General features: G+C 73.3%; 10 protein-coding genes. 3 read left to right on the plus strand and 7 right to left on the minus strand.

All coding sequences use genetic code 11. The features are described 5' to 3' along the window. Nucleotides 1-194 precede the first annotated feature (194 nt). The 4 genes from infB to rimP all read right to left on the minus strand — a co-directional run bounded on the left by infB (nt 195) and on the right by rimP (nt 5,364). On the minus strand, nt 195-3,242 hold the full coding sequence (gene infB, locus ACGF3H_RS25080; protein WP_362500136.1) for a translation initiation factor IF-2: 3,048 nt from the start codon (nt 3,240-3,242) through the stop codon (nt 195-197). A gap of 174 nt (nt 3,243-3,416) precedes the next feature. Further along, a complete protein-coding gene (locus tag ACGF3H_RS25085) occupies nt 3,417-3,698 on the minus strand; it encodes a YlxR family RNase P modulator (RefSeq protein WP_362500137.1) in 282 nt (93 codons plus the stop codon). Between the two features lie 137 nt (nt 3,699-3,835). Then, a complete protein-coding gene (nusA, locus tag ACGF3H_RS25090) occupies nt 3,836-4,834 on the minus strand; it encodes a transcription termination factor NusA (RefSeq protein ID WP_362500138.1) in 999 nt (332 codons plus the stop codon). 2 nt (nt 4,835-4,836) lie between these two features. Then, nucleotides 4,837-5,364, minus strand: coding sequence for a ribosome maturation factor RimP (gene rimP, locus ACGF3H_RS25095; protein ID WP_362500139.1), 528 nt, complete (start codon nt 5,362-5,364; stop codon nt 4,837-4,839). 236 nt (nt 5,365-5,600) lie between these two features. Here rimP and ACGF3H_RS25100 point away from each other — a divergent pair, with 236 nt between their 5' ends. From ACGF3H_RS25100 to ACGF3H_RS25110, 3 genes are read left to right on the plus strand one after another with little or no spacing between them, the layout of a single operon-like run. Beyond that, on the plus strand, nt 5,601-6,182 hold the full coding sequence (locus ACGF3H_RS25100) for a hypothetical protein (RefSeq protein WP_362500140.1): 582 nt from the start codon (nt 5,601-5,603) through the stop codon (nt 6,180-6,182). After that, a complete protein-coding gene (locus ACGF3H_RS25105; RefSeq protein WP_362500141.1) occupies nt 6,179-6,643 on the plus strand; it encodes a ferritin-like domain-containing protein in 465 nt (154 codons plus the stop codon). Before ACGF3H_RS25100 ends, ACGF3H_RS25105 begins: the two co-directional genes overlap by 4 nt. Before the next feature lie 41 nt (nt 6,644-6,684). Further along, complete coding sequence (locus tag ACGF3H_RS25110) at nt 6,685-7,584, plus strand: aminoglycoside phosphotransferase family protein (RefSeq protein WP_362500142.1); 900 nt, start codon at nt 6,685-6,687, stop codon at nt 7,582-7,584. 737 nt (nt 7,585-8,321) lie between these two features. On the opposite strand, the gene ACGF3H_RS25115 is transcribed toward ACGF3H_RS25110, so the two are convergent. From ACGF3H_RS25115 to ACGF3H_RS25125, 3 genes are all read right to left on the minus strand, one after another. Then, nucleotides 8,322-10,025 (minus strand): proline--tRNA ligase, encoded by a 1,704-nt coding sequence (locus ACGF3H_RS25115; RefSeq protein ID WP_362500576.1) that lies wholly within the window; start codon nt 10,023-10,025, stop codon nt 8,322-8,324. A gap of 72 nt (nt 10,026-10,097) precedes the next feature. Beyond that, the gene (locus ACGF3H_RS25120; RefSeq protein ID WP_362500575.1) at nt 10,098-10,631 is read right to left on the minus strand and encodes a GNAT family N-acetyltransferase; all 534 of its coding nucleotides are present in this window, start codon (nt 10,629-10,631) and stop codon (nt 10,098-10,100) included. A 54-nt stretch (nt 10,632-10,685) separates the two neighbouring features. Further along, nucleotides 10,686-11,534, minus strand: coding sequence for a GNAT family N-acetyltransferase (locus ACGF3H_RS25125; protein WP_362500574.1), 849 nt, complete (start codon nt 11,532-11,534; stop codon nt 10,686-10,688). Between the last annotated feature and the right edge of the window lie 144 nt (nt 11,535-11,678).

An 11,678-nucleotide genomic window follows, 5' to 3' on the forward strand; every position in this document is an offset into this window, starting at 1 on the left:
CGGATAACCCGCCGGTACGGGATCGATGGCCCTGCCACAGGTGTGGGCAGGGACATCAAGAACGGTACCCCGATCCGGCCGGTGGCTCGACGGGGTTTCCCCGCCGCCCCGCCGGGCGGTGCGGCGGGTCACCGCAGACAGCGGCCGGCCGGCCGACGGGAGAGGTCCCGTCGGCCGGCCGGAGCAGCCGGGTGTCACACCCGCGGCTTCTCGCGCATCTCGTACGTCGCGATGACGTCGTCGACCTTGATGTCGTTGAAGTTTCCGAGGTTGATACCGCCCTCGAAGCCTTCGCGGATCTCGGTGACGTCGTCCTTGAAGCGACGCAGACCCTCGATGTTGAGGTTCTCCGCGATGACCTTGCCATCGCGCAGCAGACGCGCCTTGGTGTTGCGCTTGACCTCGCCGGAGCGGATGAGCACACCCGCGATGTTGCCCAGCTTGGACGAGCGGAAGACCTCGCGGATCTCCGCCGTACCGAGCTCGACCTCTTCGTACTCCGGCTTGAGCATGCCCTTGAGGGCCGCCTCGATCTCCTCGATCGCCTGGTAGATGACCGAGTAGTACCGGACGTCCACACCCTCGCGCTCGGCCATCTGCGCGGCACGCCCGGCGGCGCGCACGTTGAAGCCGATCACGATGGCGTCGGAGCCCATCGCCAGGTCGATGTCGGACTCCGTGACCGCACCGACACCGCGGTGCAGGACGCGGATGTCGACCTCTTCGCCGACGTCCAGCTGGAGCAGCGAGGACTCGAGAGCCTCGACGGAACCGGAAGCGTCACCCTTGATGATCAGGTTCAGCTGCTGGACCTCGCCGGCCTTGAGCACCTTGTCCAGGTCCTCGAGGGAGACGCGGCGCGTGCGCTTGGCGAACGCGGCGTTCCGCTCGCGGGCGGCACGCTTCTCCGCGATCTGGCGGGCCGTACGGTCCTCCTCGACCACGATGAAGTTGTCACCGGCACCCGGGACGTTGGTCAGGCCCAGGACCTGGACCGGCGTCGACGGACCGGCCTCGGCGACGTTGTTGCCGTTGTCGTCGAGCATGGCGCGGACGCGGCCGTAGGCGTCGCCCACCACCATCGTGTCGCCGACCCGCAGCGTGCCTCGCTGGACGAGGACCGTCGCCACGGCACCGCGGCCGCGGTCGAGACGGGACTCGATCGAGATGCCCTGCGCGTCCTGGTTCGGGTTGGCCCGCAGGTCGAGCGAGGCGTCGGCCGTGAGGACCACGGCCTCCAGCAGCGAGTCGATGTGCAGACCCTGCTTGGCGGAGATGTCGACGAACATGGTGTCGCCGCCGTACTCCTCGGCCACGAGGCCGTACTCGGTCAGCTGACCGCGCACCTTGGTCGGGTCGGCACCCTCGACGTCGATCTTGTTGACCGCGACGACGATCGGCACGTCGGCCGCCTTCGCGTGGTTGAGCGCCTCGACCGTCTGCGGCATGACGCCGTCGTTGGCCGCGACGACCAGGATCGCGATGTCGGTCGAGCGCGCACCACGGGCACGCATGGCGGTGAACGCCTCGTGACCCGGGGTGTCGATGAAGGTGATCTTGCGCTCTTCTTCGTTGACCTCGGTCGCGACCTGGTAGGCACCGATGTGCTGGGTGATGCCGCCGGCCTCGCCCGCGATGACGTTCGTCTTGCGGATGGCGTCGAGCAGTCGGGTCTTACCGTGGTCGACGTGACCCATGACGGTCACCACCGGCGGACGGACGACCAGGTCCTCCTCGGACCCCTCGTCCTCGCCGAACTCCAGGTCGAAGGACTCGAGCAGCTCGCGGTCCTCCTCCTCCGGGCTGACGATCTGAACGTCGTAGTTCATCTCGCCGGCGAGGAGCTGGAGCGTCTCGTCGGAGACGGACTGGGTCGCGGTGACCATCTCGCCCAGGTTCATCATGACCGCGACGAGCGACGCCGGGTTGGCGTTGATCTTCTCCGCGAAGTCGGTGAGCGACGCACCGCGCGACAGGCGAATGGTCTCGCCGTTGCCGCGAGGCAGCATCACGCCGCCGACCGACGGGGCCTGCATGGCCTCGTACTCCTGGCGCCTCTGCCGCTTCGACTTGCGACCGCGACGCGCGGGACCGCCGGGACGGCCGAAGGCGCCCTGCGTGCCACCACGGCCACCGGGACCGCCGGGACGGCCGCCGAAGCCGGGACGGCCACCGCCGCCACCGAAGCCGCCGCCACCGGGACGACCGGCGAAGCCGCCGCCGCCACCGGGACGACCGGCACCGCCGCCGCCACCGGGACGGCCGGCGAAGCCGCCGCCGCCCGGACGACCGCCGCCACCGGGGCGACCGGCACCGGCCGGGCCGCGGCCGCCGGGGCCACCGCCGGGACGGGGGCCGGCAGCGGGACGCTGCGGCATCATGCCGGGGTTCGGACGCGGACCGCCGCCGGGGCGGGGACCGGCCGCGCCGCCCTGCGGACGCGGCATCGAGCCCGGGCTCGGGCGGTTGCCGCCCGGAGCCTGGGGACGCGGACCGCCGCCCTGGCCGGGAGCCTGCGGACGGGGACCGGCGCCGGGGGCACCGGGGCCGCCGTGGCCTCCGGCCGGTCGGGGTCCGCCCTGGGGACGGGGCGCCTGCGGGCGCGCCATGCCGGCGTTGCCGCCGGAGGTGAAGGGGTTGTTGCCCGGACGCGGACCGCCGGGACGGGCGCCGGGGCGCTGTGCCGGGGCACCGGGACGCTGGCCACCGGGACGGCCCTGGCCGCCCTGCTGACCGCGGTCCTGACCGGGACCGGCGGGACGACCGCCGGGCTTCGGGGCGCCGGGACGCGCGCCGGGCCGGGGGCCGGACTGCGCCGGAGCGGCGGGAGCCGCCGGAGGCGCGGTGAACTCCGGTGCGGCCGGAGCCGGACGCGGGGCCGGCTTGGGGCCCGGCGTCGGACGCGGACCCGGAGCCGCCGGCGCGGGCGCCGACGGAGCCGACGGCGCGGGCTGCTCCGCGGCCGGGGGCTTGGGTGCGGCCGGCCGCGGCGCGGCCGGACGGGCCGCCTGCGCCGGAGAGGGCGCGGCGGGCCTGGGGGTCGCCTTGCGGGGGGCGGGCTTGGCGGACCTGCCGTTGCCACCGCCCTGCTGGAAGGCGTCTGTCAGCTTGCGTACAACGGGCGCTTCGATGGTCGAAGACGCCGAACGGACGAATTCACCGAGTTCCTGGAGCTTGGCCATGACGACCTTGCTCTCGACACCGAACTCCTTGGCGAGTTCGTAGACCCGGACCTTAGCCACTTCGCTCCTCTGAGGTCCGGGTTGCGTCCGGACCGTCGCTAGTTCATGGGCGTACTCATCGCGTACTCATCGAGTGCTCATCGCAATCTCGACCTGCTTTCGACTCGCGAGGTACCAGGCCGCACGGGGTTCCGTGCGGCACGTCTTCCTTACCACGTTGCTTACATGGTGCTTTCAGCAACCTTGTGCCTGCTCGACGTAGCGGCGCAACGCCTTTACGTCGAGCGGACCCGGGACGCGGAGCGCCCGCGGGAACGCCTTGCGGCGTACCGCCTGGTCGACACAGACCGTGGCGGGGTGCACATAGGCACCCCGGCCGGGCAGCGTACCGCGTACATCGGGGACGCACGCGTCCTCGATCGCCACGGTCCGCAGCAGCTCGCTCTTGACCGCTCGCTCCCGGCACCCCACGCAGGTGCGCTCAGGGCATGCGCGGCTAGGTGTCCGGCCAGACACTGCTAAGTCTACCTCCCCGGACCGACCTCACCCCTTCGGGGCAAGAATCGAACACATGCCGTGCACCAACCTGTCGTGATCTCAGCGACGGGCGGCTTGGATCTATTCCCCGGTCGCCGCCGGGACGCCGGGGCTGCCTACTCCGCGGGCCGCTCGGACGGCTGCTCGGTGTCCGGCCTGATGTCGATACGCCAGCCGGTCAGCCGGGCCGCGAGCCGGGCGTTCTGCCCCTCCTTGCCGATCGCCAGCGACAGCTGGTAGTCCGGCACGATCACGCGCGCGGAGCGGGCCGCGAGGTCCACGACCTCCACCTTGGAGACGCGGGCCGGGGAGAGGGCGTTCGCCACCATCTCGGCCGGGTCGTCCGACCAGTCGACGATGTCGATCTTCTCGCCGTTCAGCTCGCCCATCACGTTGCGCACCCGGCCGCCCATCGGGCCGATGCAGGCGCCCTTGGCGTTCAGGCCCGAGCGGGTGGAGCGCACGGCGATCTTCGTGCGGTGGCCGGCCTCGCGGGCGATCGCGGCGATCTCGACGGAACCGTCGGCGATCTCCGGCACCTCGAGGGCGAAGAGCTTCTTCACCAGGTTGGGGTGCGTCCGCGAGAGGGTCACGGACGGGCCGCGGACGCCCTTGGCCACCCGGACGACGTAGCTGCGCAGCCGCGTGCCGTGCGGGTAGGTCTCGCCGGGGACCTGCTCCTGCACCGGCAGGATGGCCTCCAGCTTGCCGATGTCGACGAGCACGTTCTTCGGGTCACGGCCCTGCTGGACCACCCCGGTGACGATGTCGCCCTCGCGCCCCGCGTACTCGCCGAGCGTCGCGTCGTCCTCGGCGTCGCGCAGCCGCTGCAGGATGACCTGCTTCGCGGTGGTGGCGGCGATCCGGCCGAAGTCGGACGGGGTGTCGTCGAACTCCCGCGCCTGCTGGCCCTCTTCGAGGTCCTCGGGCTCCTCCTTCGCCCACACGGTCACGTGCCCGGTCTCCCGGTCGAGTTCCACGCGCGCGCGCCGGCGGCTTCCCTCGGTGCGGTGGTACGCGATGAGGAGGGCCGACTCGATCGCTCCGACCAGCAGGTCGAAGGAGATCTCCTTCTCCCGTACCAAGCCCCGCAGGGCGCTCATGTCGATGTCCACGGCTACGCCTCCTCCTCTTCCGTCATGTCCTTCTGGTCCTGCTTGTCCTGCTTGTCCTTGCGGTTGAACTCGACCTGGACGCGTGCCTTGTCGATGTCGCCGAAGGCGAGCCTGCGGGTGGTGGCCTTACGGCCCTTCACACCGGGCACCTCGACGTCGAGTCCGTCGTCGTCCACGTCGAGGATCCGGGCGACCAGTTCGCCGCCCTCGTGGAGCTGGAACCGCACCAGGCGGTCCACGGCGCGCGTGTAGTGGCGGTGCTCGGTGAGGGAGCGCTCCGCGCCCGGGGTTCCGACCTCGAGGGTGTACTCCGCGTCGCCCATCGCGTCCGTGTCGTCGAGCTTCGCCGAGAGCGCGCGGCTCACATCGGCGATCCGGTCGAGGTCCGCACCGGTGTCGGAGTCGACGACCACCCGCAGCACCCGCTTGCGTCCGACCGCGTCCACGGCGATCCCTTCGAGGTCCAGACCCTGGGAGGTGACGAGCGGCTCGAGCAGCTCTCGCAGCCTCTCGCTCTGGGTGGTGCTCATCCGGGTGACTCCTCGGCCGCGTGTGCTGTTGTGGGATGGGTCGCGTGTCTGGTCAAAGGGTATCCGGTCGCGGAGGGTGTTGCCGTCCACCCGTGACCGGCGGTGCCGCTGAGTGGTGCCCGGGCGAGGCCCGGGTACCGTGATCACGGGCGTGCCGCGCCGCTGGTCCCCGCTCTTCCCGCCGCGCGCCCTCGCTCACCCGTCGGTTCCGTACGAGTCTGCCGAGGACGTCTGCCGTGTCGTTCCCCTCATCGCCGCGCGTGCCCACGGGGCCGCACCGAAGGAGCCTGCTCGCCTCGGCCGCCGGGGCCGCGCTGCTCGTCGGCTGTACCGGCGGCTCCGGTTCCGATGCCCCGCACACGGTGTCCGCCGAGGAACGGGCCCGCGCGCGTGCGGCGCGGGACAGTGCCGGGCTGGTCGCGCGGTACGACGCGGTGATCGCCGCGCATCCGGGGCTGGCCGCGCGGCTGCGGCCGCTGCGGGAGGAGGTGCTGCGGCACGTGGAGGCGTTCGGCGGCGTGGCGGCGGACTCTGCGTCTGGGTCTGCGTCTGCTTCGGGTTCGGCTTCCGCTTCCGCCTCGGTTTCTGCGCAGGCGTCGCCCTCGGGGACGGCGAGGGCCGCCGGGCCGGGGGACGCCTCCGGTGTGCCGGTGACCGAGAAGGACGCGCTGGCCGGTCTGGCCGCCGCCGAGCGCGAGCTGGCCGACCGGCGGGCCGGGGCGCTGCTGGAGGTGCCGGGCGAGTCGGCGCGGCTGCTGGCGTCGGTGGCGGCGGCCGGGGCGGCGCACATGTTTCTGCTGACGGAGGGTCACGGGTGAGCGAGGCGAAGGACCGGGTGCTGGTCGCCCTCCAGGCGGCACTGGCGGCCGAGCACGCCGCGGTGTACGGCTACGGAGTCGTCGGCGGGCGGATCGGCGAGGAGCGGCGCACCGAGGCGCGGACGGCGTACGACGCGCACCGGGCACGGCGGGACGCGCTGGCGCGCGAGGTCGGCGATCTGGGCGGCAGACCGGTCGCCGCGGCGGCCGGGTACGCGCTGCCGTTCGCGGTCCCGGACGCGGCGGCCGCGGTGCGGCTGGCGGCGGATCTGGAGAGCCGGACGGCCGGGGTCTACTCCGACCTGGTGCGGGCGGCCGAAGGGCGTCTGCGGGCCACGGCGGCCGGGGCGCTGCGGGAGGCGGCGGTCCGGGCCGTGCGCTGGCGCGGCGGAAGCGTAGCCTTCCCTGGGCTCGCCGAGCGGGCCGGCACACCGTCGGCTTCGGCGACACCGACTGCGTAACGCGTACGGGAGGACCCGTACGGGAAGGGAACGGCTCGCGCATGGCTTTCGAACCGCCGCGGCGTCTGGTCAGGGCGCTCGGTGAGACGGCACCGGTCGGTGACGACTGGCGGGAGAAGCTGCCGGAGACGGCGCGGGAGGCCGTGGCGCTGTGCGGGGTGACCGTGGAGCGGGTGCAGGTGCCCGGCGGACGCAGCAGCCTGGTGATCCTCGTGCGGCAGGCCGACGGGACGCCGGCGGTGCTCAAGCTGGCGCCCCGCCGGGCCCGGCCGGAGAGCGAGCGCGCGGCGCTCGCCCACTGGGGCGGGCTGGGAGCCGTGCAGCTCCTCGACGGGGAGACGCGGGAGGGCGTGCTGCTGCTGGAGCGGCTGCATCCGGACGTCTCGGTGCGGTCCCTGCCCGAGTCGAAGGCGCTGCTGGAGGCGGCGGGGACGCTGCGGCGGCTGTGGGTGGAGCCGCCCGCCGCTCACACCTTCGAGACGGTGGCCGAGCGGACGGGGCGGCAGGCGGAGGCGATGCGGGCCGCCGCCGTGGCCCGTCCGGTGGTGGCCGCGCTGGTGGACGCGGCGCTGGGGGCTCGCGAGGAGCTGCTGGCCGCGCCGCCCGAGCAGCGGCTGCTGCACGGCACGTTCCGGCAGAGCAAGGTGCTCGCCGGGGACCGGATGCCGTGGCTGGCCGTGGGGCCGGACCCGGTGGTCGGTGAGAGCGCCTTCGACCTGGCGCGGCTGGTGCGGGACCGGGTGGAAGACCTGATCGCACAGCCGTCGGGCGCCTCGACGACCCGGCGGCGGGTGAAGCGGCTGGCCGAGTCGCTGGAGGTCGACCAGGAGCGGCTGCGCGGCTGGACGCTGTTCCGTGCGGTCGAGTCGGGCGTACGGGCCCATCGGGTGGGCCGCGAGCGGGACGCGGAACTGCTGCTGGAGTTCGCCACCTGGTTGTGAACGGGTGCCTGCCCGGCGGGTGGTGCGGGGTGCCGGTGCCTCCGGCGGTGGTGCCGCGTGCGGGGTGCCGGGTGCCTCCGGCGGTGGTGCCGCGCGCGGGGTGCCTGCGGCGGTGGTGCCGCGCGCGGGGTGCCTGCGGCGGCCTGTGCGGGTTCGATGGGGGTGCGCGTAGCGCCTTCGGTGGTGTGTGGGTCGGGGCCGCGCCGGGGGGTGTCCGTCCTCGGAACGGCGCGGAATCGGGGACTGACCAACAGGCGGGGCGTCGACGCGCCAACCGCTGCGGGCGAACACCCCCCGACACGTCCCCTTCCCGCCGTACGCGGCTGACCGCCGTCACCCCCATCCGGCTGCGGTCCGGTCCGCCGTCCCGCCCCAGCTGCGGCCTGCCGCCCGTCCCGCCCTAGCTGCGGGCAGTCGTGCCGCTGGGGCGGCACGGGTGGGCGCAGCGGCACCCCGACAGCGCCGGGTACCGCGACCCACCCCCGGCCCGCACCCGCGCCGGGCACCCCGGCATCGCGGCCACGCGACCCACCCCCGGTCCGCATCCGCGCCGGGCACCCCGGCAGCGCCGGGCCACGCGACCCACCCCCGGCCCGCACCCGCGCCGGGCACCCGGCAGCACCGGGCGGCGCGAGTTGCCTCGCGCCGCTTCAGCGCAGTCGCACCCCGGCAGCGCCGGGCCGCGTCACCCACCCTCGGCCCGACAGCCGCGCCGGGGGCTCGGCCCGCGGTGGTGGTCAGCTGGTGAGGCGGGCGATGGCCTCGTCGACCGTCACTTCCTCGCGCTCACCGGTGCGGCGGTCCTTCAGCTCGACCACACCTTCGGCGGCGCGGCGGCCGGCGACCAGGATCTGCGGGACGCCGATCAGCTCGGCGTCCGTGAACTTGACGCCCGGGGAGACGCCGGCCCGTTCGTCCACCAGGACGCGGACGCCGGCGGCGGCCAGCTTGTCGGAGACCTCGAGGGCCAGCTCCGTCTGCAGGGCCTTGCCGGCGGCGACGACGTGGACGTCGGCCGGGGCGACCTCCTTGGACCAGATGAGGCCCTTGTCGTCGGCGTGCTGCTCGGCGAGCGCGGCGACGGCGCGGGAGACGCCGATGCCGTAGGAGCCCATGGTCACGCGGGCCGGCTTGCCGTTCTGGCCGAGGACGTCGAGCTTGAGGGCGTCGGCGTACTTCCGGCCCAGCTGGAAGATGTGGCCGATCTCGATGGCGCGGTCCAGCTTCAGGCCGGTGCCGCAGTTCGGGCAGGGGTCGCCCTCCCGGACGACCACGACGTCCACGTACGCGTCGACCTCGAAGTCACGGCCCGCCACGACGTTCTTGGCGTGCGTGTGCTCCTTGTTGGCGCCTGTGATCCAGGCGGTGCCGGGCGCCACGCGCGGGTCGGCGATGTACGTCACCTTCTCGCCCAGGCCCTGCGGGCCGACGTAGCCGCGGACCAGGTCGGGGCGGCCGACGAAGTCCTCGGCGGTGACCAGCTCGACGGCGGCCGGGGCGAAGTGCGCCTCGACCTTGTCCATGTCGACCTCGCGGTCACCGGGGACGCCCACGGCGACGATCTCGCCGTCCACCTTGACCAGCAGGTTCTTCAGCGTGGCGGAGGCCGGGACGCCGAGGGAGGCGGCGAGGGTCTCGATGGTGGGGGTGTCCGGGGTCGGGATGTCCTCGGCGGCGGGCACGCCGGCCGCGTCCACCGGCTGGAGCGTGTAGGTGATCGCCTCGGTGTTGGCGGCGAAGTCGCAGTTCGGGCAGTCCGCGAAGGTGTCCTCGCCGGCCTCGGCGGGCGCGAGGAACTCCTCGGACTTCGAGCCGCCCATCGCTCCGGCGGTGGCCGCGCAGATGCGGTAGTCGAGGCCGAGGCGCTCGAAGATGCGCTGGTAGGCGGCGCGGTGCAGGGCGTAGGACTCGGCGAGGCCCTCGTCGGCGACGTCGAAGGAGTAGGAGTCCTTCATGAGGAACTCGCGGCCGCGCAGGATGCCGGCCCGGGGGCGGGCCTCGTCGCGGTACTTGTTCTGGATCTGGTAGAGGATGACCGGCAGGTCCTTGTAGGACGACGCCTGGTCCTTGACCAGGAGGGTGAAGATCTCCTCGTGGGTCGGGCCGAGGAGGTAGTCGCCGCCCTTGCGGTCCTGGAGGCGGAAGAGTTCGGGGCCGTACTCGTCCCAGCGGCCCGTGGCCTCGTACGGCTCGCGGGGCAGCAGGGCGGGGAGCTGGACCTCCTGGGCGCCGATGGCGTCCATCTCCTCGCGGACGATGCGCTCGATGTTGCCGAGGACCTTCTTGCCGAGCGGCAGCCAGCTCCACAGGCCGGCGGCGGTGCGGCGCACGTAACCGGCGCGGACCAGCAGCTTGTGGCTGAGGACCTCGGCGTCCGCCGGGTCGTCGCGCAGCGTCTTCGCCATCAACTTCGACATGCGCTGGACCGGTGCGTTGGCCATGGTTCGAGACTCCTGCTGCGTAAGGGTGATGGCTAGGAGGTTAGCCGGGTGGTCCATCCCGGCGGAAATCGGTTAAGGCCTGCGCAGGGGAAGGTGGGCCCCCATCACGGCGTACGGCCGGGGTGCGCTGGGGAACAGGACCTGGCGGGCGAGGTCGACGTAACCCAGGGTGCGGTAGAGGCCGCGGGCGGGGCTCTCGATGTCGATCGCGGAGAGGATCGAGCGGGGTTCGACGGCGGTGTCGGTGATCGTGGTGATCAGCGAGCGGCCCGCGCCGCGGTTCTGGTGGGCCGGGTGGACGTGCAGTTCGGTGATGACGAAGGAGTCGTCGAGCCAGGCTTCGTTGTGCTGGGCGCGGAGGTAGGGCTCGACGACGGTGGACCACCAGTGGGTGCGGTCGTTGGGCATGCCGTAGACGAAGCCGGCGAGGTCGCCTTCGGGGGTGGTGGCGCCGAGGGCGCGGGCGCCGGGGTAGGTCATGTGGCGCAGGACGATCTGGCGGCGGACGGCCACCTCGTCGGGGCCGAGACCGAAGGCGGCGGCTTGGACGGCAAGGGCCTCGTCCACGTGGGCCGACAGATCCAAGGGGCCGATGACGAGGTCCATGGCGGGGAGCCTACAGGGGCGGGGCGGCTGTGTGCCGGGGGTGATCGGCCAGGGTCAGAACAGCACGCTCATGAAGGAACCGACTTCCTGGAAGCCCACCCGCCGGTACGTCCGCCGGGCCGCCGTGTTGAAGTCGTTCACGTACAGGCTCACCACCGGGGCCACGTCGGCCAGGGCGTAGCGCAGGACGGCCGCCATGCCCGGGGCGGCGAGTCCCCGTCCCCGGTACTCGGGGGCCACCCACACGCCCTGGATCTGGCAGGCGCGGTCGGTGGCCGCGCCGATCTCGGCCTTGAAGACGACCCGTCCGTCGCTGTCGAAGCGGGCGAAGGAGCGGCCGGAGCCGACGAGTTCGGCGACCCGGGCCTGGTAGAGCAGGCCGCCGTCGCCGGCCAGCGGGGAGATGCCCACCTCCTCGGTGAACATCGCCACGCAGGCCGGCATGATCCGCTCCATCTCGTCCTTGCGGACGCGGCGGACGCGGGGGTCCGGGGCGACGTCGGTGCTCATGCGGTCGGTGACCATGAGGGGTTGTCGGCCGCGGACCTCGCGGGCCGGGCCCCAGCCGGGTTCGAGGAGCCGCCAGAGCTGGGCGGTGGACTCGGCGGGGCCGACGATCGAGGAGCAGCGGCGGCCGGCCCGCCGGGCCCGGTCGGCGAAGGCGCGGACGGCGCGCGGAGTGGCGCAGATGGGGACGAGGTTGGCGCCCGCGTAGCACAGGGAGGTCAGCATGCCGTCCTCGTACCAGCCCCACATCTCGCCGCCGAGGCGCCACGGGTCGAGGCCGGCGATCTGCACCCGGGCGGTCACGAAGGCGTTGGTGACCGGCTCGCGGTCGAGGACGGCCAGCGCGGCGTCCAGGTCGCTCGGTTCGAGCACGCGGGAGGTGGTCTGCGTCAACACGTGCGGGGCCTCACCCTGAGATCTGCTGATCTGCGCACTGTACCCGCGGATGCTGAGCGGCGTCGCCCCGCCGGCTGTTGCCGTGTGCTCACCGGTCCTGGCCGGGTGGGCGGACGTCCGGGGGCTGCTGCCCCCGGGTCCCGC

It is taken from the genome of Streptomyces sp. NPDC048185, from assembly GCF_043202495.1.
GTDB lineage: Bacteria > Actinomycetota > Actinomycetes > Streptomycetales > Streptomycetaceae > Streptomyces.